18 protein-coding genes are annotated in these 20,477 nt (G+C 57.0%); 4 read left to right on the top strand and 14 right to left on the bottom strand.

Annotated elements, in window-relative coordinates:
* Positions 1-190: 190 nt before the first annotated feature.
* From wecG to trxA, 14 genes are all read right to left on the bottom strand, one after another.
* Entirely contained in the window at positions 191-931 is a 741-nt protein-coding gene (wecG, locus tag RRF55_RS21215) for a lipopolysaccharide N-acetylmannosaminouronosyltransferase (RefSeq protein ID WP_004186366.1), read from the bottom strand.
* Positions 932-942: 11 nt separating this feature from the next.
* Complete coding sequence (wzyE, locus tag RRF55_RS21210; protein WP_004146500.1) at positions 943-2,289, bottom strand: ECA oligosaccharide polymerase; 1,347 nt, start codon at positions 2,287-2,289, stop codon at positions 943-945.
* Positions 2,286-3,362 carry a TDP-N-acetylfucosamine:lipid II N-acetylfucosaminyltransferase gene (locus RRF55_RS21205; RefSeq protein WP_021440992.1) on the bottom strand — a complete coding sequence of 359 codons (1,077 nt, stop codon included), beginning with the start codon at positions 3,360-3,362 and terminating at the stop codon, positions 2,286-2,288. The genes wzyE and RRF55_RS21205 overlap by 4 nt, the downstream gene beginning before the upstream one ends.
* Positions 3,359-4,609, bottom strand: coding sequence for a lipid III flippase WzxE (gene wzxE / locus RRF55_RS21200; RefSeq protein ID WP_002883312.1), 1,251 nt, complete (start codon positions 4,607-4,609; stop codon positions 3,359-3,361). Before wzxE ends, RRF55_RS21205 begins: the two co-directional genes overlap by 4 nt.
* Before the next feature lies 1 nt (position 4,610).
* The gene (gene rffA, locus RRF55_RS21195; RefSeq protein ID WP_002883310.1) at positions 4,611-5,741 is read right to left on the bottom strand and encodes a dTDP-4-amino-4,6-dideoxygalactose transaminase; all 1,131 of its coding nucleotides are present in this window, start codon (positions 5,739-5,741) and stop codon (positions 4,611-4,613) included.
* A gap of 5 nt (positions 5,742-5,746) precedes the next feature.
* A complete protein-coding gene (rffC, locus tag RRF55_RS21190) occupies positions 5,747-6,421 on the bottom strand; it encodes a dTDP-4-amino-4,6-dideoxy-D-galactose acyltransferase (RefSeq protein ID WP_032415960.1) in 675 nt (224 codons plus the stop codon).
* Positions 6,399-7,280, bottom strand: a complete 882-nt coding sequence (gene rfbA, locus RRF55_RS21185; protein ID WP_002883307.1) for a glucose-1-phosphate thymidylyltransferase RfbA — start codon at positions 7,278-7,280, stop codon at positions 6,399-6,401. The genes rffC and rfbA overlap by 23 nt, the downstream gene beginning before the upstream one ends.
* An 18-nt stretch (positions 7,281-7,298) precedes the next feature.
* Positions 7,299-8,366: a dTDP-glucose 4,6-dehydratase gene (gene rffG / locus RRF55_RS21180; RefSeq protein WP_002883303.1), complete on the bottom strand. Its 1,068-nt coding sequence runs from the start codon at positions 8,364-8,366 to the stop codon at positions 7,299-7,301.
* Positions 8,363-9,625: a UDP-N-acetyl-D-mannosamine dehydrogenase gene (gene wecC / locus RRF55_RS21175; RefSeq protein WP_002883302.1), complete on the bottom strand. Its 1,263-nt coding sequence runs from the start codon at positions 9,623-9,625 to the stop codon at positions 8,363-8,365. The genes rffG and wecC overlap by 4 nt, the downstream gene beginning before the upstream one ends.
* Complete coding sequence (wecB, locus tag RRF55_RS21170; protein WP_002883297.1) at positions 9,622-10,752, bottom strand: non-hydrolyzing UDP-N-acetylglucosamine 2-epimerase; 1,131 nt, start codon at positions 10,750-10,752, stop codon at positions 9,622-9,624. The genes wecC and wecB overlap by 4 nt, the downstream gene beginning before the upstream one ends.
* A gap of 56 nt (positions 10,753-10,808) precedes the next feature.
* On the bottom strand, positions 10,809-11,855 hold the full coding sequence (wzzE, locus tag RRF55_RS21165) for an ECA polysaccharide chain length modulation protein (RefSeq protein ID WP_002883296.1): 1,047 nt from the start codon (positions 11,853-11,855) through the stop codon (positions 10,809-10,811).
* Between the two features lie 13 nt (positions 11,856-11,868).
* The gene (wecA, locus tag RRF55_RS21160; RefSeq protein ID WP_002883295.1) at positions 11,869-12,972 is read right to left on the bottom strand and encodes a UDP-N-acetylglucosamine--undecaprenyl-phosphate N-acetylglucosaminephosphotransferase; all 1,104 of its coding nucleotides are present in this window, start codon (positions 12,970-12,972) and stop codon (positions 11,869-11,871) included.
* Between the two features lie 240 nt (positions 12,973-13,212).
* Positions 13,213-14,472 (bottom strand): transcription termination factor Rho, encoded by a 1,260-nt coding sequence (rho, locus tag RRF55_RS21155; RefSeq protein WP_002883293.1) that lies wholly within the window; start codon positions 14,470-14,472, stop codon positions 13,213-13,215.
* 330 nt (positions 14,473-14,802) lie between these two features.
* The gene (gene trxA, locus RRF55_RS21150) at positions 14,803-15,132 is read right to left on the bottom strand and encodes a thioredoxin TrxA (RefSeq protein WP_002883224.1); all 330 of its coding nucleotides are present in this window, start codon (positions 15,130-15,132) and stop codon (positions 14,803-14,805) included.
* Between the two features lie 341 nt (positions 15,133-15,473).
* Between trxA and rhlB the strand changes: the two genes are divergently transcribed.
* The 4 genes from rhlB (at position 15,474) to RRF55_RS21130 (ending at position 20,441) form a co-directional block, all read left to right on the top strand.
* Positions 15,474-16,739: an ATP-dependent RNA helicase RhlB gene (gene rhlB / locus RRF55_RS21145; RefSeq protein WP_002883222.1), complete on the top strand. Its 1,266-nt coding sequence runs from the start codon at positions 15,474-15,476 to the stop codon at positions 16,737-16,739.
* Positions 16,740-16,857: 118 nt separating this feature from the next.
* Positions 16,858-18,366: a guanosine-5'-triphosphate,3'-diphosphate diphosphatase gene (gene gppA / locus RRF55_RS21140; protein ID WP_004150419.1), complete on the top strand. Its 1,509-nt coding sequence runs from the start codon at positions 16,858-16,860 to the stop codon at positions 18,364-18,366.
* Positions 18,367-18,385: 19 nt separating this feature from the next.
* On the top strand, positions 18,386-19,312 hold the full coding sequence (locus RRF55_RS21135; protein WP_002883211.1) for a LysR family transcriptional regulator: 927 nt from the start codon (positions 18,386-18,388) through the stop codon (positions 19,310-19,312).
* Positions 19,313-19,442: 130 nt separating this feature from the next.
* Entirely contained in the window at positions 19,443-20,441 is a 999-nt protein-coding gene (locus tag RRF55_RS21130; RefSeq protein WP_130974941.1) for an amidohydrolase family protein, read from the top strand.
* The last annotated feature ends 36 nt before the right edge of the window (positions 20,442-20,477 follow it).

Below are 20,477 nucleotides of genomic sequence, written 5' to 3'. Positions count from 1 at the left end.
TGCCGTATTCCGGGTACTCCCGGTTATTGTTATTAACTGAAACCATAGCCTTGCCGACGCGCAGGTCTCCCCGGCGCGTATGAAGCCTGCGAATGGTTAATTAATTTTGCGGAAATGGCAAATAAAGTATCAGGCGAGTGAAGAGATTACACAGAATATGTATGCAAACTCGCCTGGTTGCAGTGGAATATCAGAGCTTACCGGAATAATGCCAACGTAAATAGCGCAGCAGACGGAACTGTCTTTTGATACGGCTCGGCTGCAAAAGCAGGCGATAGAACCACTCCAGCCCCAGATCCTGCCAGAACTTCGGCGCCCGATGGACGTGCCCGGTAAAAACATCGTAAGTGCCGCCGACGCCCATATACAGCGCGTGCGGATACAGGCGCCGGCAGTCGCGCATAAAGATCTCCTGGCGCGGCGACCCCATCGCGACGGTGACGATTTTCGCCCCGCTGTCGCGAATGCGTTCGAACAATGCCTGGCGTTGCTCAGGGGTGAAATAACCGTCCTGGCTGCCGACGATGTTCACCTGCCAGCGCTGACGCAGCCTGGATTCTGTCTGCGCCAGGACCTCAGGTTTACCACCAACCAAAAACACCGGTGTCCCTTCAGCGCCGGCGCGCTGCATTAACGCTTCCCAGAGATCGGCCCCGGCGACGCGGGATACCTGGGCCTGCGGGTATTTTTTGCGCAGCGAACGCACCACGCTGATGCCATCGGCATATTTAAACTCCGCCGCCTCAATCAGCGCCCGTACCTCCGGGTTATCCTCTACGGCCAGCATTTTCTCAGCATTAATGGCCACCAGCGTCCCCTCGCGGAGAACGCCATCGGCAAACAAATAATCCAGAGCGTGCGGCATATCGCGCCAGCCTATAAGCTGCAGCCCTCTTAACAGGTACAACGGCGCGGAAATGGTCCCAGTCATGTCCATCCTTCTCAGACTTGCGGTTGCGAAAGCGGTTTTACGCGCTTATGAATCAGTCCCACGCTATCCAGGAACCAGTACAGCAGTTTCGCCGCCAGCAAGCAGATACCAAAGATCACGAGGAAAAACACCACGCGGGAGCCGAACGAATCCAGCCCCTCGCGCGCCAGCACTATCATGTTGAAGATAGCGCCGAAACAGAAACTGTGCAGGATAGCCGCTTTATAGCGATTGCTCTCCCGGTTGCCCAGCTCATACAGCCAGTCGAACCATTTAATAATCAACCCTACCGCCACGGCGCCCAGCGGTACGAACCAGACGCCGCCCATCACCACCAGCGAGCCAATCAGCGTCGGCGAAATCGCCAGCCCCGAATGGTTGTTTAATACTTCCCAGGTAAAGTAGTTGGCGGTATTGAGCACCATCGTCGGGCGACCGTGCCACATCCAGCTGGGGATAAAGACGTAGAAATCGCGGATCATCGGCGCCAGCCCCTGGAAATCGATCTTGTCGTAGTTCTGCAGCAGCAGCGCCAGGTTCTCCCACGGTGAGAAGGTGTCGCGCGTGAGATACAGAAAGGTATAAAACGCTTCGTCTCCGCTGACGTTCATCCCGTAGCGCTTCAGCGCCAGCCAGAACATGCCGACAATACCCAGCACACCCGCCGCCGCCAGCATCCACAGGCTGATCCAGCCGCGAATAATACCGATGAACAGAAAGATGGCGAAGGCGATGATAATATTGGCGCGCGTCCCGCCGACGATGGCGTAGGTCAGCAAACCAAAGGCCACCGTGCTGACGAGGAAGAAGATCCACGCCTTATAATCCTGGCGCAGAAAATAGACCACCAGCATCGCCGGAATAAAGAAGTAAAAGAAGCGCTTCAACGCCACGCCGGACACTTCAGCAGAGAAAATCTGGCTGTAGGAGTTGAGCTTAAACAGCAGGAAACCGTTGTGGGCGAAGAAGATGCCGACGCACAGCAGCGCCAGCCCCATCAAAATGCCCCACGCCAGATGGGTTTCCACCCGGTTCATGGTAAACAGCGGGCGATGCGCAACCTCACGCGATGCCGAACGCAGCCGCGTTTTATAGGTCACGTAGTAGACTGCGTAGAAGCACACCGCGATCAGCAGCGTCTGCAGCAAAATCTCCGGCGGCGCCACGCTGACGTCAAAGCGGAACACCAGAATACTGGTCAGCGGGAAGCCGAAGAAAAAGGTCAGCAGAAACAGCAACGAGAAAAAAACGTTGAAGTTAAAGCGTACCCGACGGAACTCAAACCAGGTGGCGGTGGCGATGAACAGCGTCGACAGCAGCCAGACCACCAGCAGCCCGCTAAATTGCATTAACGTCATGCCTGCCCCTCCGCCGCTAACCGTAGCGCCCGCCGCCAGCCCGTCAGATAGTTCGGCCGGAAGAAGGCGATAGCGGATTTATCCACGCTCGCCAGCTGACGCTGCGCTTCGCGCACCACGCTGACGTCCAGCGCGTCGCTGGTGAACAGCACCGGCACATGCTGCTCGGCCATATCCTGCCAGAACGGGTTTTCCCGATTGAGCACGCAGGGGATGCCCGCCTGAATCAGCAGACACAGGGTGCCGATCCCCTGCTGGCGGGCAAACAGAAAATAGCCCAGATCGCAGCGGCGCAGCAGCGCCAGATAATCATGAAACTCCAGCTTCTCGCTGAGGATCTGCAGATGCTCACCGCTAAACAGCGCCGCCCCCGCCTCGCGAACCTCATTGATATAGGCGTCGTTATTCGCTGGATAGCCCATCGGCACGATGACGTTTACCGTATCGCCAAACTGCTGATGGATTGCCTTCAGCGCGGCAATATGTTCATTGCTGCGATCCCCGGAGTTGCCCACCAGAATAGTCAGGGTATCACCGCGCGGAGCGTTATCGGCCAGGGTATTCAGCGCCGGATCCATACGGGTCGGGAAGTAGAGCAGCTCGCCCGGGACGCGCGGATGGCGGTTAGCGAACCAGCTGAGATCGCCGCGGGTGGCGAAAACGCGCCCTACCCGCCCCTGCGCCATACGGCGCAGCGGATAGAACAGGCGAAACTTCAGGCTGGCAGAATTTTCATACAGATCCGCCCCCCAGATATGCCAGTTAAACTGCGACGGGCGGATGCCGCCGCTCAACAACGCCAGCCACAGCCCGGTATTAAACTGGCCGTGGAAGAAAAAGCGCTGCTGGCGGTTGGCTTTCGCGGTAGCAATCACTGCCTGCGCCAGCGATTTCTTCCCCGGATAGCAGGTGATGTCCAGCGCCGGATACCCATCACGCACGCTGGCCTCATCACCGACGATCATAAATCTCCTGGCCTGCGGGTCGGCGGCCAGTTCGTCGTTAAAGAACCGCAGTACGGTCTGGTTATGATGCGGGATATCCGATCCCAGTACATGTATCAGTGCTGTCATGCCCGTTTACGCCAGAGTAAAAACACGCCACTACAAAGGGCGAAATAAACAATATAAGTGGCCATATATGCCTGCGCCGCGCCAACCGCGCCGTGCGCCGGTATAAGCCAGTGTGAGAATGCGGTCAGCAGTGCGAACTGGCTGATTTCCGTCAGAATATAAAAACGCAGCGACGCTTTGGCGATCACCAGATAGCCATAGACGTAGGCGCCTACTTTTAAAACGTCGCCCACCAGCTGCCAGGCAAACAGGTCACGCATCGCGGTAAAGCGATCGGAAAACAGCAGCCAGATGGCAAAATCGCGCAGCAGCCAGACCGTCAGGCTCGCCGCCGCTACTGCCGGCAGGACGAATTTCAGCGACTTGACTATCTCGCGGGTGATATCCGTTTTGGCGCTCAGCCGCGACAGCGTCGGCAGCAGATAGACGCTAAACGAGGCGGTAATAAACTGCAGGTAGGCATCGGAGATGCTGCTCACCCCCTGCCAGATCCCGACCGCCTCCCAGCCGTAATGCGCCGCCAGCAGATTACGCATCATCACATAGGCTACCGGCAGGGTCACCGAGGTTATCAGCGCCATCAGGGTAAATTTCGATAGCTGTCCCGCCAGACCGTTATCCCAGCGCGGACGCAGGGCGCTCAGCGGGATATTACCCCGCCGCCAGAGCATAATACCCGCCGGGACCACCACCAGCGCTGGAACTAACGCCAGCCCCAGCAGCGCGCCCTGATAGCCTCCCAACACGTAGCAAGCATAGTAAGCCGCCACGCCGATCAGGCTCCCGGCAATCAGCGAGAAGGCGTTACCCGCCGCATCGCGAAAGCCTTTCATCAGCGCCAGCAGGAAATTCGCCCAGGCGATCCCCATCTGCACCAGCGCCACCAGGCGTACCAGCCCCTGATAGTGCGTATGGCCGAACAGCCCCTGGCTTATCGGCGCCGCCGCCAGTAAAAATACCAGCGCCAGCAGGGTGGAAAAGCCAAGCACCATCGCCGACGAGGTGCCCACCACCTGCTTCAGGCGCGGGGGATCGTCGTGATGCTGCGCCACCAGCTTCGTGACGCCATTAAATATCCCGGCCCCGGCCAGCACGCCGAGTACGGTGACCAGTTGCCGGAAGTTACCGGCCTGGCCAACGCCCGCCGGCCCAAACGAGACGGCCAGCAGCTTGACGACCAGCAGACCGGCGCCGATTTTGACCAGCGTCGATGCCGCCGTCCACAGTGAGGCTTTTGCTAACGACATATCAGGAGAAGTAGCTCAGCAGCGAGTTAATCACCGTCCGCTGGTTCACCACAGACAGATTGTAAAACAGCGGCAGGCGTACCAGACGCTCGCTCTCCTGAGTGGTGTAGCGGTCTTCACCGCGGAATTCGCCGAACTGTTCGCCTGCCGGGCAGCTGTGCAGGGGAATGTAATGGAATACCGCGAGGATCTCCGCCTCTTTCAGCCAGGCGATCAGTCTGCTGCGATCCTCGATATCACGCAGCTTAATGTAGAACATGTGCGCGTTTTGCCCGCAGTCGGCCGGAACCGTCGGCAGTTCGATACGCCCGGCGCGCGCCAGCGGCAGCAGCGCATCATAGTAGTTCTGCCACAGGGCCAGGCGCTGCTGGTTGATGCGCTCCGCCGCTTCCAGCTGCGCCCACAGATAGGCGGCCTGCAGGTCGGACATCAGATAGCTGGAGCCAATGTCCCGCCAGGTATATTTATCCACCAGGCCGCGAAAGAACTGGCTGCGGTTGGTGCCTTTTTCGCGAATAATCTCCGCGCGTTCCACCAGCGTGCGATCGTTGATCAGCGTCGCCCCGCCCTCACCGCCGGCGGTGTAGTTTTTGGTTTCATGGAAGCTGAAGCAGCCGATATGGCCGATGGTGCCCAGCGCGCGCCCCTTGTAGGTGGACATCACCCCCTGTGCGGCGTCTTCCACCACAAACAGGTTGTATTTGTCGGCGATGGCCATGATGGTGTCCATCTCGCAAGCTACGCCGGCATAATGCACCGGGACAATCGCCCGGGTTTTATCGGTGATGGCGGCTTCGATGAGCGTTTCGTCGATATTCATCGTATCGCGACGGATATCAACGAAGACGATTTTCGCCCCGCGCAGCACAAAGGCGTTGGCGGTGGAGACAAAGGTATAGCTGGGCATAATCACTTCGTCGCCCGGCTGGATATCCAGCAGCAGCGCGGCCATCTCCAGCGAAGCCGTGCAGGAAGGGGTCAGTAGCGCTTTTGCCGTGCCAAATCGCTGCTCCATCCACTGCTGGCAGCGGCGCGTAAAGCCGCCGTCGCCGCACAGCTTGCCGCTGTTCATCGCAGACTGCATGTAATCAAGCTCGGTTCCAACCACCGGCGGCGCGTTAAATGGGATCATGGGGGTCACCTGTATAGCCAGTAGGCGGTGCTTTCCACGTTAGCACCGCTGAGAATATAACGTTTAAGCGCGGCGGTGTTGCCCATCTGGGTCGCCACCCGCAGTGTAGAAAGTCCGCGCGAGGCGGCCCAGTACCGCGCCGCCTGCATCAACTGCGCCCCGGCGCCGCGTCCGGCCAGCAGGCCGATACGCGCTTCGGTCGCAGTGATCTGCCGCAGGGAGACAAAGGCGCGAATATCGCCCTCAGGATGGCGGTAAATCAGGCACTGATGATCGAAGGTGCCGCGCACCGCATTTTCAATCCACTGGGCATAGAAGCGGCCGCTGGCGTCGGCAGCGTACCAGGGCGCGCGAAAGCGGCTCATGGCAAATGCCTGCGCCGCCTGCTCGCGCAGCGGCGCAATATCCGCTTCCACGGCGACGTCTGCGCCGGCATCTGCAGGGCTGCCCACCGGCAGCGCCAGATCGACCTCACCTTCCACCAGCTGAAAACCCAGCCGCTGCAGCGCGTCCAGCCGGACGGTGTCGCTGGCGGCGATCTTCGCCTGCACTCGCGACCACCCCGCCAGCGTCTCAGGCGTCAGCCGCGGCGCGTGCTCGTCAAAGCGCACGATCGCGCTGTTCACGGCAAAGAAGCGGTTCTCCCACTCCAGGGGGTCAATACTGGCGCGGACGGGCACGGAGCAGATCCAGCAGATATTGGCCGTAGCCGGTTTTTTCCAGCCGCTTCGCCGCACGTTTGACGCCGTCGTCGTCCAGCCAGCCGTTACGCCAGCCGATCTCTTCCAGACAGGCGATTTTAAAGCCCTGGCGCTTCTCGACGGTCTGCACGAACATGCTGGCCTCGATCAGGCTATCGTGGGTGCCGGTGTCCAGCCAGGCAAAGCCGCGTCCAAGCAGTTCGACGGTCAATGCGCCATCCTCCAGATACATCTGGTTGATGGAGGTGATTTCCAGCTCGCCGCGCTCGGATGGTTTGACCCGTTTGGCATACTCCGTCACCTTGCCATCGTAGAAATAGAGACCGGTGACCGCCCAGTTCGACTTCGGCTGCTTCGGCTTCTCTTCCAGCGATAGCGCACGGAAGTTATCATCAAACTCCACCACGCCAAAGCGCTCAGGATCCATCACCTGATAGCCAAAAATCGTCGCCCCTTCCGTGCGGGCAGCGACGCTGCGCAGCTTCGGGCTAAAGCTTTGGCCGAAGAAGATATTGTCGCCTAACACCAGACACGCCGGTTCGCCGTTAAGAAAGGCTTCTCCGATGATAAACGCCTGGGCTAAACCATCCGGCGTCGGCTGTACGGCATAGTGCAGCGCAATGCCAAACTCTGAGCCATCGCCGAGCAGGCGCTGGAAATCACGTAGGTCGTCCGGCGTGGTGATAATCAGGATCTCACGGATCCCGGCCAGCATTAATACCGACAGCGGGTAGTAGATCATCGGCTTATCGTAGATCGGCAACAGCTGCTTCGATACGCCGCGGGTGATGGGATGTAGCCGCGTTCCGGAACCGCCTGCCAGAATAATACCTTTCATCATTCCCCCCAGAGATGATTAGCTTTGCAGCCCAAGACGCTCGCCCTGATAGCTTCCGTCCTGAACCTGACGCCACCAGGCCTCGTTCGCCAGATACCACGCCACGGTCTTACGCATACCGGAGGTGAAAGTCTCTGCCGGCGTCCAGCCCAGCTCGCGGGCAATCTTCGAGGCATCAATGGCATAGCGCAGATCGTGGCCCGGACGATCGGCAACGAAGGCGATCAGATCGCGATAGTGCGCCACGCCCTGCGGCTTATCCGGCGCCAGCTCTTCCAGCAGCTGACAAATGGTTTCCACCACCTCGATATTTTTACGTTCGTTATGACCGCCGATATTGTAAGTTTCGCCCGGTTCGCCGCGGGTCGCCACCAGATACAGCGCTCTGGCGTGATCTTCCACGTACAGCCAGTCGCGGATCTGTTGTCCATTGCCATACACCGGCAGCGGCTTGCCCGCCAGCGCGTTAAGGATCGTCAGCGGGATCAGCTTCTCGGGAAAGTGATACGGGCCGTAGTTATTTGAGCAGTTGGTGATAAGCGTCGGCAGGCCATAGGTTCGCAGCCAGGCGCGCACCAGGTGGTCGCTGCTGGCTTTCGAAGCCGAATAGGGGCTGCTTGGCGCATAGGGCGTGGTCTCGGTAAAGAAATCATCGCTGCCGTGCAGATCGCCATACACTTCATCGGTGGAGATGTGATGGAAGCGAAACGCCGATTTTTGCGCCGTAGCCAGGGTATTCCACCAGCTACGGGCCGCCTCCAGCAGCGTATAGGTGCCCACGATATTGGTCTCGATAAACGCCGCCGGGCCGTCAATCGAACGATCGACATGGCTTTCCGCCGCCAGGTGCATCACCGTATCCGGTTGATGCTGACGAAAAATGCGATCCAGCTCGGCGCGGTCGCAGATATCCACCTGTTCAAAGGCGAAACGCGCATCCTGCGCCACCGGCGCCAGCGACATTAAATTGCCGGCGTAGGTCAGTTTATCCACCACCACCACGCGATCGGCGGTGTGCTGGATAATCTCCCGCACTACCGCCGAACCAATGAAGCCCGCGCCGCCGGTGACCAGAATGGTTCTCACCGCCACACTCCTTTGGTGTCGACGATAAACGCCTGGGTGACGCTATCGCCGCTAACGGCTTTAAATTCATTGTGATCGACCAGCATCACCAGCACATCGGCGCTGGCCAGCGCCGCCTCAAGGGTCGCCAGCGTACACAGTCCATCGAGTTTCTTCGGCAGCGCGTGAATGTTGGGCTCAACCACCTGGGTCGTGCCGCTGTGCCAGCGGGCAATCTGCGCGGCAATTTCCATCGCCGGACTTTCGCGCAGGTCGTCAATATTCGGTTTAAAAGCGAGGCCAAAACAGGCGATCGTCAGTTCGCTGGCCCGCTTGTTGGTGGCATTCAGGCAGTCCGCCACCTGCGCTTTCACCTGTTCGATAACCCATTCCGGCTTGTGGTCGTTGACCTCGCGAGCGGTGCGGATCAGACGCGCCTGCTGCGGGTTTTGCGCCACGATAAACCATGGGTCGACGGCGATACAGTGGCCGCCAACACCCGGGCCCGGCTGCAGGATATTGACGCGCGGATGGCGGTTCGCCAGGCGGATCAGCTCCCAGACGTTAATCCCCTGGTCGGCGCAAATCAGCGACAGTTCGTTGGCAAAAGCGATGTTGACGTCGCGGAAGCTGTTTTCCGTCAGCTTGCACATCTCGGCGGTGCGCGAGTTGGTCACCACGCATTCGCCTTCAAGGAAGATTTTATACAGCTCGCTGGCGCGAGCGGAGCAGACCGGCGACATGCCGCCGATAACGCGGTCGTTTTTAATCAGCTCGACCATCACCTGACCGGGCAATACCCGCTCCGGGCAGTAGGCGATATTCACGTCCGCCGCTTCACCCACCTGCTGGGGGAAGCTAAGATCCGGGCGCATCTCCGCCAGCCACTCGGCCATCTGTTCGGTCGACCCGACCGGTGAGGTGGACTCGAGGATCACCAGCGACCCTTTCTTTAACGTCGGCGCAATGGATTTGGCGGCCGACTCGACAAACACCATATCCGGCTCGTGGCGATCTTTAAACGGCGTCGGCACGGCAATCAGGTAAGCATCCGCCTCCACCGGAGTGGTGGTGGCGCTTAAATACCCCTGCTCGACCGCGGTCTTCACCACGCTCGCCAGATCTGGCTCCACGATATGAATCTCTCCACGGTTAATGGTCTCCACGGCATGTTGATTAACATCAACGCCGACCACCCGCTTCTGCCGGGAGGCGAACGCGGCAGCGGTTGGCAGCCCGATATAGCCAAGGCCAATCACTGAAATGGTAGAAAAACTCATAGCGTTACCTGATTATTTTTAAGTGCAGACAAAATGCGACGACATGCTTCGCCATCGCCATAGGGATTATGCGCGCGGCTCATCGCCTGGTATGCAGCATCATCCTCCAGCAGTCGCGTCACTTCCGCGACGATGCGCTGGCTGTCGGTGCCCACCAGACACACGGTGCCGGCGGCCACCGCTTCCGGACGTTCGGTCATATCGCGCATGACCAGCACCGGCTTACCCAGCGAGGGGGCCTCTTCCTGAATGCCGCCGGAATCGGTCAGGATCAGCCAGGCGCGATCCATCAGCCAGACGAACGGCAGGTAATCCTGCGGTTCAATCAACATCACATTGTCAATATGACCAAGAATACGATTCACCGGCTCGCTGACATTAGGATTCAGGTGAACCGGATAGACAATCTGCACCTCAGGGTGGGTATGGGCTATCTCGGCCAGCGCCTGGCAGATCTGTTCAAAACCGAGCCCAAAGCTTTCCCGCCGGTGGCCGGTAACCAGAATCATCTTTTTACCGTGGCTGATGAAAGGATAGCGCTGCAGCAGGGTCTCCCGTAGCGCTTCATCACCCAGCACCCGATCCCGCACCCAGAACAGGGCGTCAATGACCGTATTCCCGGTGACCGTGATCCGACTGTCGGCAATATTTTCCCGCAGCAGGTTCTGCCGCGAGGTTTCCGTGGGGGCGAAATGGTATGTCGCCAGATGGCCGGTCAACGTACGGTTGCCTTCTTCCGGCCACGGCGAACTTAAATCGCCGGTGCGCAGGCCGGCCTCTACGTGACCCACCGGTATCCGCTGGTAAAACGCCGCCAGGCTCGCCGCCATGGTGGTGGTGGTATCGCCATGCACCAGCACCACGTCGGGTTTAAACGACTCCAGCACCGGCTTAAGCCCTTCAAGGATGCGACAGGTGATCTCGGTCAGCCCCTGCCCCGGCTTCATTATGTTGAGATCGTAGTCCGGGACAATAGAGAAAAGTTTCAACACCTGATCGAGCATCTCCCGATGCTGCGCGGTCACGCATACTTTCGCCTCAAAATGAGGATCCTTTGCCAGCGCATGGACCAGAGGCGCCATCTTGATGGCTTCCGGCCTCGTGCCAAATACAGTTAGTACTTTCACATCGATTCTCTTCGATTAGGCGATGAAGGTCATCTGCCCTTCACCACAGGCCGCAATCACAGGACACGACGACGCGATAACGCCACGCCTGCGCCGATGAGCGCACCCACAATCCCCCACATCACCATCAGAAATACACGGCGCGGGCTATCGCGTTTTACAGGTTCTTCCGGCGTCCGCAAATACCGGTAAGTCTGAAAACGCGGATCTAACGTTGGACCGACGTTCAACGTGCTCAGCATGGCGCGGTTCTGGTCGTAATCGAGGTCATATTCCGGCCCGACGGCCTGCAGGTTTTCCAGCCTGGCCTGCAGCATCGGCCTGCCCAATAAAAATAGCTCTGAATCCGGCAACTGATCGGCAGGAACATCCGTTTCGCTACGTGAAATATTGTGCTGCTGAGCCACCTTCAGCGCCTGCTCCACGCTGTGCGTCCGGCGGTTGAAGATGGCCTCGGCCACCTCTTCCTGGCGCTTCACCTGCGCCTTCATCTGCACCGTCCGCGCCGCCCAGGCGCCTTTAAGTTCGTCGTTAAGATGGCCTGCCGCCCGCTGGCTGGCGAAGGCCACATACTGACGCAACAGATTATTGGCATCCTGCCCGGTCTCGGCGGTCAGTTTGACGCTGTCGTTAATGCTCTTGGCCGCATCGCCTGGCATAAACTGGATATTGTTAATCAGGTCATCCAGCATCGCCGCATCAGCGCGGGCATTACCCGACTGACGCTGCTTGTAGTAGTCCGTTTGCAGCCAGAAATCGCGCCGGGTATCCCAGGAGGCCAGCTGCATGATGAACTCTTTATACGCTTCATCCATGGCGGAAGGCTGGTCGACCGAGGCGAGGTCGGCTTTAATGTCCAGATTGCGTAAGAACTGCTGTTGGGAATAGTATCCCCCCAACATATTGACAGTAGGCCGATCGGTGATCGCCGTGGCGCTCCACTCCTGGCGAGCAAAGAAGGTGTACACCAGCACGATGGCGGCGAAGAGTACGGCGCCGCCGACTATCCAGCCTTTTCCTGCCCATAAAGCGCGAAACAGCCCGCGAATATCCAGCTCGTTCTCAACGTTCACTGCTTGTGCTCCCGGTAATGGTTGAGTCATCACATCCCCAGCTCTACTTGGTTAGTTTCGGATTATTGCCGCTGTGTCGCCGAATTCTGCGTCTGATGCGCTTAACCAGGCGCGCCACTTTCCAGGCGCGCTTAATACAGTAGCCATAAAGAAAGAAGGCTACCAAAAAGAGAATTAACATCACCCATTCCGGCACAATGCGGGTGTATTCCGCCACGACGCCAACCAGCGCCAGCAGGGCGGCGGCCAGGGTAATCAGGACAAACGCCTGGCGGGAAGTAAACCCGGCGCGCATGATCAAATGATGAATATGCTGACGGTCCGGTGAGAAAGGACTCATGCCTTTGCGCAGGCGGCGATACATAATCGCCACCATGTCCATCAGCGGGATAGCGATAATCCACAGCGCGGTCACCGGGCTAATGGGATGCGTTTTACCTTGCGTGGTTTCCAGCAGGATCCAGATGATGGTGAAGCCAATCATCGTGCTGCCGGCGTCACCCATAAAGACTTTATAGCGGCGGCCGAGGGCGCCAAGATTGAGAAGAATATAGGGTAGAATGGCGGCGATCATCGCGAAACACCACATCGCCAGGCTGTACTGACCATCAAACCAAAGGATAATCCCGGTCGCCGCAAAAGAGACCGATGACAGTCCGCCGAGCAGGCCGTCGATACCATCGACCATGTTGAACGCATTGATAGCGGCCCAGACGGCAAACAGCGTCAGGAAGAAGCCGAAGGGCCCCAGCACCAGTTCCCACGATCCAAAAATAAAGCCCAAACTACTCAGATGCAGATTCCCTGCCATCATCATAATCACGGCGATCGCGGCCTGAATGACCGCGCGAATTTTCACGCTGATGTCGAAGCGATCGTCAAGCGCGCCAACCAGCACCAATACCCCCGCGCAGGCCAGATACAGCGAGGCGTGAGGAATATAATAATCGGCGATGGCGAAAGTGAAACAGATACCTGCATAAACTGAGATACCACCGACCAACGGAATCAACCCCTGATGCCGTTTGCGATAGTTGGGTTTATCCACTAACCCGATCTTTTTTGCCACTTTCCGCGCGACAAAAATAAAGAGGGTCGTGAATAAGAAAATACTGATTAATTCAGTAATAGCAGTGAGTAAATTCACAACGCATGTGCTCTCAGCATAGTTAATCCGGGAAGTATAGCGATGATGCCCCAACTCCAGAAGGGGAAAAGCAGAACATTACAAATTTATTGTATAGATTTTAGTCTGTTAAAGCTGTCTCCGCCTGCTATCCGGCGCCATTATACGACAACTTTCGTCCCGCTTTCTCTGTCTCTGGATCATACAAACCCCAAAATGAAAACGCCACGCAAAGGCGTGGCGTTTTTGGCTTTTTTTACCTTACGAGCGCTTCATCATATCGAAGAAGTCATCATTCGTCTTGGTCATTGCCAGCTTATTGATGAGGAATTCCATCGCATCAATCTCACCCATCGGATGGATAATTTTGCGCAGGATCCACATTTTCTGCAGCTCTTCCTGAGTGGTAAGCAGCTCTTCTTTACGGGTACCGGAACGGTTGTAGTCGATAGCCGGGAAGACGCGTTTTTCAGCAATCTTACGAGAGAGGTGCAGTTCCATGTTACCGGTGCCTTTAAACTCTTCGTAGATAACTTCGTCCATTTTGGAACCGGTGTCGATCAGCGCCGTGGCGATGATGGTCAGGCTACCGCCCTCCTCGACGTTACGTGCCGCACCAAAGAAACGCTTCGGACGGTGCAGGGCGTTGGCGTCCACACCACCGGTCAACACTTTACCGGAAGCCGGAACCACGGTGTTGTAGGCACGCGCCAGACGGGTAATAGAGTCGAGCAGGATGATAACGTCTTTCTTGTGTTCAACCAGACGTTTCGCTTTCTCAATAACCATCTCGGCAACCTGCACGTGACGGGATGCCGGCTCGTCAAAGGTGGAAGCAACCACTTCACCTTTCACCAGACGCTGCATCTCGGTCACTTCTTCCGGACGTTCGTCGATCAGCAGTACCATCAGGACACAGTCCGGGTGGTTGTATGCGATGCTCTGCGCGATGTTCTGCAGCAGCATGGTTTTACCGGCTTTCGGCGGCGCGACGATGAGGCCACGCTGGCCGCGGCCAATCGGGGAGGCCAGATCCAGTACGCGAGCGGTTAAGTCTTCGGTAGAACCGTTACCACGCTCCATACGCAGGCGAGAGTTCGCGTGCAGCGGCGTTAAGTTCTCGAACAGGATCTTGTTACGCGCGTTTTCCGGCTTGTCGTAGTTAACTTCGTTAACTTTCAGCAGCGCAAAGTAACGTTCACCCTCTTTCGGAGGACGAATCTTACCGGAAATGGTGTCACCAGTGCGGAGGTTGAAACGGCGGATTTGGCTGGGGGATACGTAGATGTCGTCAGGGCCGGCGAGGTAGGAGCTGTCTGCGGAGCGGAGGAATCCAAATCCATCCTGCAGTATCTCCAGTACGCCGTCGCCAAAGATATCTTCGCCACTCTTCGAATGCTGCTTGAGGATGGCAAAAATAATATCCTGCTTACGCATACGAGCCAGGTTTTCCAGCCCCATATTTTCGCCGAGAGTAATCAGCTCAGAAACCGGCGTATTCTTTAATTCGGTAAGATTCATAGTGGTGTGGGTTCTTAAACTCGGGGTAAATCTCGAACTTAATGTTGTGAATGGTATGGCAGGAACTTCCATGCCTGTTAACGGCCTTCATCTCGTGTCTGTACGTTGCCTGGTCACAGGAAAGAACGCAGAACTGAAACGACTAGACGGAATGAGTGAAAAGCCCGGAATTATTAGCTTCACGCGCATTTATGCGGGATGCTTCGGGTAAAACAAGATTCAAACAAGGTATGTTTAAAACGAAGTCTGTGGATTAACTTAGCACGACTCCAGCCGGGCGTCCAGAGTTCCGCAAAAAATAGGAATCTGGACGCCGGAACAGCAATTCGCTTACGCCAGGTTAGCGTCGAGGAACTCTTTCAGCTGACCCTTGGACAGTGCGCCAACTTTAGTGGCCGCCACTTCGCCGTTTTTAAACAGCAGCAGGGTTGGGATACCGCGAATGCCGTATTTCGGCGCAGTGCCCGGGTTCTGGTCAATGTTCAGCTTAGCTACGGTCAGTTTGCCCTGATACTCTTCAGCGATCTCATCCAGAATCGGGGCGATCATTTTGCACGGACCACACCACTCTGCCCAGAAATCGACGAGGGTCAGCCCGTCAGCCTTGAGTACGTCCGTGTCAAAACTGTCGTCAGTCAGGTGAATAATTTTATCGCTCATATTTAACTCCACAGGAATAAGCCTGGTGTGTTGGTGTCGTAGCCATCAACGACGCGCTGCGGCTACGTTATGCACGCTATTCTTCAGGATACCTCAATTCTCTGGCCTGCCAACTGGCGCAATCCATCATGGACTCGCCTGTTGACGCCAGGGTGCCCGAACGCGAACTGCATGCTGCAGATTTATCGCTCCCGACTCGCTTAGTAGTCTAAGCTATCCTGGATTCGTTCAGTTACCGTAGACGTACCTTGAATAATTTCGTACACCGCCAACGAAAGGTTGACGTTATTTCACCGGATACGCTTTCTTAATGCAATAGTTAGCTGATATTCTACCACACTATGAGCAAAACACATTTAACAGAACAGAAGTTTTCCGACTTCGCCCTGCACCCGGCAGTCATTGAAGCCCTTGAAAAGAAAGGGTTTCATAATTGCACACCCATTCAGGCCCTCGCCCTTCCGCTGACGCTGGAAGGCCGCGATGTCGCCGGGCAGGCGCAAACCGGTACCGGTAAAACGATGGCGTTCCTGACGTCAACGTTTCATTATCTTCTCTCTCACCCGGCTATCGCCGATCGCCAGGTTAACCAACCGCGCGCGCTGATTATGGCGCCGACGCGTGAACTGGCGGTACAGATCCACGCCGACGCTGAGCCACTGGCGCAGGCCACCGGTCTGAAGCTGGGTCTGGCTTACGGCGGCGACGGCTACGATAAGCAGTTGAAAGTGCTGGAAAGCGGCGTCGATATTCTGATCGGCACCACTGGTCGTCTGATCGATTACGCGAAGCAGAACCACATTAACCTCGGCGCCATTCAGGTTGTCGTGCTGGACGAAGCCGATCGCATGTACGATCTCGGCTTTATTAAAGATATCCGCTGGCTGTTCCGCCGCATGCCGCCGGCCACTCAGCGCCTGAACATGCTGTTCTCCGCGACCCTTTCTTATCGCGTCCGCGAACTGGCGTTCGAACAAATGAATAACGCCGAGTACGTTGAAGTCGAGCCGGAACAGAAGACAGGCCACCGTATTAAAGAAGAGCTCTTCTACCCTTCCAATGAAGAAAAAATGCGCCTGCTGCAGACGCTGCTGGAAGAAGAGTGGCCCGATCGCGCCATCGTTTTCGCCAATACCAAGCACCGCTGCGAAGATATCTGGGGCCATCTCGCCGCCGACGGCCATCGCGTAGGTCTGCTGACCGGCGACGTGGCGCAGAAAAAACGTCTGCGCATTCTCGAAGAATTTACCCGTGGCGACCTCGATATTCTGGTCGCGACCGATGTTGCCGCCCGTGGCTTACATATTCCGGCCGTGACTCACGTCTTTAACTACGATCTGCCGGACGACTGCGAAGATTACGTTCACCGCATCGGCCGTACCGGTCGCGCTGGCGCCAGCGGTCACTCCATTAGCCTCGCCTGCGAAGAGTATGCGCTGAATCTGCCGGCGATCGAAACCTATATTGGTCACTCAATTCCGGTCAGTAAGTACAACCCGGACGCGCTGATGACCGACCTGCCTAAGCCGCTGCGTCTGACCCGTGCGCGCCCAGGCAACGGCCCGCGCCGTAACGGTCCACCGCGCAATCGTCGTCGTTCAGGTTAAGAGATCTATGCCATACGCTCAGTCATTCAGAATCTGCCAGGGCGACCTTCCTCTGGCGCCCCGCTCAGTGATGTGGATCGGGCCTAAGCGCCCCGCCGACCAGGGAGCCTTCTGAACGATGAAGAGTATGAGCTCCACCTCGCTATATGCCGCCATTGATTTGGGCTCCAATAGTTTCCATATGTTGGTGGTGCGCGAGGTGGCGGGCAGCATCCAGACGCTGAGCCGCATTAAGCGTAAGGTTCGACTGGCCGCCGGCCTGAATAGCGACAACACCCTCTCCGCAGAAGCGATGGAACGGGGCTGGCAGTGCTTACGCCTGTTTGCCGAGCGCCTGCAGGATATTCCGCCGACGCAAATCCGCGTCGTGGCCACCGCCACGCTGCGTCTTGCCGTCAATGCGGGGGAGTTTCTGGCGAAAGCGCAGGAGATCCTCGGCACTCCAGTGCAAGTGATCAGCGGCGAAGAAGAAGCGCGCCTGATTTACCAGGGTGTCGCCCACACCACCGGCGGCGCCGATCAGCGCCTGGTGGTCGATATCGGCGGTGCCAGCACCGAGCTGGTGACCGGGACCGGCGCACAAACAACCTCGCTGTTTAGCCTGTCGATGGGCTGTGTCACCTGGCTTGAACGCTATTTTGCCGACCGTAGTCTGACGAAAGAGAATTTCGATCTCGCCGAAGCGGCTGCGCGCGAGGTACTACTGCCCGTCGCCGATGTGCTGCGCTATCACGGATGGAAAGTGTGCGTTGGCGCCTCCGGCACCGTTCAGGCTCTGCAGGAAATTATGATGGCGCAGGGGATGGATGAACGAATCACCCTCGCCAAACTCCAGCAGCTTAAACAGCGCGCTATCCAGTGCGGACGTCTGGAAGAGCTGGAGATCGAAGGCTTAACCCTTGAGCGGGCGCTGGTGTTTCCTAGCGGGCTGGCGATCCTGATCGCTATCTTCAGCGAACTGAATATTCAGTGTATGACCCTCGCGGGCGGCGCGTTACGCGAAGGCCTGGTGTACGGCATGCTGCATCTCTCCGTTGAGCAGGACATCCGCAGCCGCACGCTGCGTAATATTCAGCGTCGTTTTATGATCGACACCGAACAGGCCCAGCGCGTCGGCGGCCTTGCCAGTCATCTGCTCAGTCAGTTGGATGGCAGCTGGGAGCTGGATCCGCTAAGCCGTGATTTACTCCTTAGCGCCTGTGCGCTGCATGAGATTGGGCTGAGCGTGGATTTTAAGCGCGCGCCGCAGCACGCCGCCTATCTGGTCAATAACCTCGACCTGCCGGGGTTTACCCCGGCGCAGAAGAAGCTGATTGCCACGCTGCTCCTTAACCAGACTAACGCTATCGACCTCTCTTCGCTTCATCAACAGAATGCCGTCCCGCCGCGGGTGGCTGAGCATCTGTGTCGTCTGCTGCGACTGGCAATCCTGTTTGCCAGCCGGCGGCGCGACGATCTGTTGCCCGCCATTCAGCTGACCGCTCAAGACGAACAACTGACGCTGATATTGCCGGGAAACTGGCTGGATGAACATCCGCTGGGTCGGGAGATGGTCGATCAGGAGTGTCAGTGGCAAAGCTACGTCCACTGGATACTTCGGGTCGCCAGCGGCGATACGCTGAAATAATATCCAGCCAGGAGGGCGGATGCGGGAAGAACTGGATTTCAAATCGCTACGCTTTTTCTCTGCGCTCTACCGCTTGGGCAATGTTTCCCCAGCAGCGGACGCGCTCGATATCAGCCAGCCCACCGGCAGCCTTTTGCTGAAAAAACTACGAGATCATTTTGCTGACCCGCTGTTTGTCCGGGTCGGGCAGCGGATGATCCCGACGCCGCGAGCGGACGCGATCGCCCCCACCATCTCGACTCTTCTCCAGCTTGCCGATAACGATTTAGCGGTCAAACCTGAATTTCTTCCCCAGCAGAGCCAGCGTAATTTTACGATCGGTATGACCGATATCAGCCAAATGACGCTGCTGCCTTTATTGCAAATTGCGCTCCAGCAGCAGGCGGCGGACGGGATCACCTTTACGGTACAGAATCTGGATGAGCAGACCCTCAACGCCCTCGAATCCGGGAAATGCGATCTCGCGATCGGCTATCTGACGCAGCTTCCGGAAAGCGTCTACCAGCAACATCTCTTCGATCAATCATATGTCTGCCTGGCTGCGGAAAACCATCCTCGCATTCGCGCACAGCTCCGCGCCGAAGACTGGCGCCAGGAAAAGCATCTGGCGATCCGCGTGGAGGGGACTGCCCATGGCGATATGGATAAGCTGCTTGATGAGCACCACATGCCCCGGCGCATTGCGCTAACGTTACCAAGTTTTTTAGGTACCGGTGAGCTGGTGGCCGAAAGCGATATGATTGCCGTCGTCCCGGAACAGGTGGCGCGGCATATCACCCGGCGCTATCCCTGCCGCAGCTGGCCGCTGCCTTTTCCCCTCGCCAAAATCGCCATCCGTCAGGTCTGGCATCAGCGGCTGCACCGCGATCCCGGACATATCTGGCTACGCTCGCTGATCGCTACGCTTGCCGATCCCGCACAGCAGAGTACTTCTATTAAAATCTAAGTAACAAAATACGCCCGTGTATTGGTTTTATTAATAACCCCTATTACGTTTGGTTTATTGCTGGTAATACGTGAAAGCTTTTATTCTCCTCGCATCAAGCCACACTGACTCATATCGCAAGGAAAATATCATGCGCGGAAAAATTGCTTTAGAAGAACACGTATCCACTCCTGAAAATAACCGTCTGTGGGATTCATCTGGTGAAGCAGGTCGTAACGGCACAGAATATATGAAAGATGTTGAACGCCGCCTGCTGGATCGCAGCATTCAGCTGGAAGAAATGGCGCAGCGTCATATTGATCATGTAATTCTTTCTCTGACTTCACCTGGCGCCCAGTCTATTTTAGATAAAGCCAAAGCCGTCTCTTTTGCCCGCGATACCAACGATTTTATCGTTGAGAATTATGTTAAGCCAAATCCGGACAAATTCAGCGCCTTCGCCACCCTGGCATTGCAGAACCCGGAAGCCGCGGCGGAAGAGCTGGAGCGCGCCGTGAAAAAGTTAGGCATGAAAGGTGCGCTGATCAACGGCTACACCAACGTTAAAGATAGCGAGCATGGCCTGTATCTTGATGACGAATCCATGCTGGTATTCTGGGATAAGGTCAACGAGCTGAACGTGCCTGTCTATCTGCATCCTCGTGAACCGCTGGAAGGCCCGGCGCGTGGCATCTATACCGGTTACGAAAGCCTGATCGGCTCCGCCTGGGGCTTCGCTCAGGAAACGGCAGTGCATGCTATTCGTCTGATGATGAGCGGTCTGTTCGATCGTTATCCTAACCTCAATATGGTGCTGGGTCACCTCGGCGAAGGGCTGGTACATATGCTGCCGCACACTCAACATCGTCTCTATCGTCAGCGTTTCGGCTGCGGTCTGGGTAAAGCGGAAAAACCGTTAATGCACTACCTGCAGAATAACTTCATCGTTACCACCAGCGGCCATTTCAATACCCATTCACTGAATAATGCTATTGAAGTCATGGGCGCCGATCGCGTGATGTTCTCTGTCGATTATCCGTATGAAGATATTCATCAGGCCTGCGACTGGTTTGATCCTTTAGAACTTGAAGCAGGCCTGAAAGAGAAAATCGCCTGGGGTAATGCCAGCCGCGTATTTAACATTAAATAATTAATTCAAATATTTCAGGGCCTGTATATTCAGGCC

Source organism: Klebsiella sp. K47, assembly GCF_051858335.1.
Classification (GTDB): Bacteria; Pseudomonadota; Gammaproteobacteria; order Enterobacterales; family Enterobacteriaceae; genus Klebsiella; species Klebsiella pneumoniae.
This window is presented reverse-complemented; position numbering and strand designations above follow the sequence as displayed.

Coding starts and splice junctions, on each gene's coding strand:
- wzzE (WP_002883296.1), bottom strand. CDS start 11,855: ATGACTCAACCATTACCGGGAGCACAAGCAGTGAACGTTGAGAACGAG.
- wzxE (WP_002883312.1), bottom strand. CDS start 4,609: ATGTCGTTAGCAAAAGCCTCACTGTGGACGGCGGCATCGACGCTGGTC.
- rffA (WP_002883310.1), bottom strand. CDS start 5,741: ATGATCCCATTTAACGCGCCGCCGGTGGTTGGAACCGAGCTTGATTAC.
- trxA (WP_002883224.1), bottom strand. CDS start 15,132: ATGAGCGATAAAATTATTCACCTGACTGACGACAGTTTTGACACGGAC.
- rfbA (WP_002883307.1), bottom strand. CDS start 7,280: ATGAAAGGTATTATTCTGGCAGGCGGTTCCGGAACGCGGCTACATCCC.
- rhlB (WP_002883222.1), top strand. CDS start 15,474: ATGAGCAAAACACATTTAACAGAACAGAAGTTTTCCGACTTCGCCCTG.
- rho (WP_002883293.1), bottom strand. CDS start 14,472: ATGAATCTTACCGAATTAAAGAATACGCCGGTTTCTGAGCTGATTACT.
- wecC (WP_002883302.1), bottom strand. CDS start 9,625: ATGAGTTTTTCTACCATTTCAGTGATTGGCCTTGGCTATATCGGGCTG.
- RRF55_RS21135 (WP_002883211.1), top strand. CDS start 18,386: ATGCGGGAAGAACTGGATTTCAAATCGCTACGCTTTTTCTCTGCGCTC.
- RRF55_RS21130 (WP_130974941.1), top strand. CDS start 19,443: ATGCGCGGAAAAATTGCTTTAGAAGAACACGTATCCACTCCTGAAAAT.
- gppA (WP_004150419.1), top strand. CDS start 16,858: ATGAAGAGTATGAGCTCCACCTCGCTATATGCCGCCATTGATTTGGGC.
- wzyE (WP_004146500.1), bottom strand. CDS start 2,289: ATGACGTTAATGCAATTTAGCGGGCTGCTGGTGGTCTGGCTGCTGTCG.
- RRF55_RS21205 (WP_021440992.1), bottom strand. CDS start 3,362: ATGACAGCACTGATACATGTACTGGGATCGGATATCCCGCATCATAAC.
- wecG (WP_004186366.1), bottom strand. CDS start 931: ATGACTGGGACCATTTCCGCGCCGTTGTACCTGTTAAGAGGGCTGCAG.